Source organism: Pantoea sp. E956-1, from assembly GCF_982223955.1.
Genome location: NZ_CEUYZP010000079.1, coordinates 1 through 435, shown reverse-complemented (window position 1 = coordinate 435; position 435 = coordinate 1). Strand labels below are relative to the sequence as shown.

Below are 435 nucleotides of genomic sequence, written 5' to 3'. Positions count from 1 at the left end.
ATTCTGGTGTTTCGCACGCCATACCTGCAAAAACTGGTCGGCCTCTACGTAGAGCTGGCGCGCAACACGCCGTTGCTGATTCAGCTGTTCTTCGTCTACTTCGCGTTGCCGGCGGTGGGGATCCAGGTTTCCGGTTTCACTGCGGCAATCATCACCATGACCTTCCTTGGTGGCGCCTATCTCACCGAAGTGCTGCGCGCCGGCATCGATGCTGTGCCCCAGGCGCAACTGGAATCCGGGCGGTCGATTGGCCTGTCTCACGGGCAATTACTTCGTTATGTGATCCTGCCGCAGGCGGGGATTCTCAGCCTGCCGTCGCTGTTCGCCAATTTCATTTTCCTGTTGAAGGAAACCACCGTGGTCTCGGCGGTAGCGGTGCCGGAAATCCTCTACACCACCAAAAGCTACATCGCGCTCTATTACAAAACCTACGAA

1 protein-coding gene is annotated in these 435 nt (G+C 57.0%); it reads left to right on the top strand.

The window, feature by feature from the left end:
- A partial coding sequence (locus tag AC0T7J_RS25350; RefSeq protein WP_473798541.1) for an amino acid ABC transporter permease occupies positions 1–435 on the top strand: 435 nt, incomplete at both ends.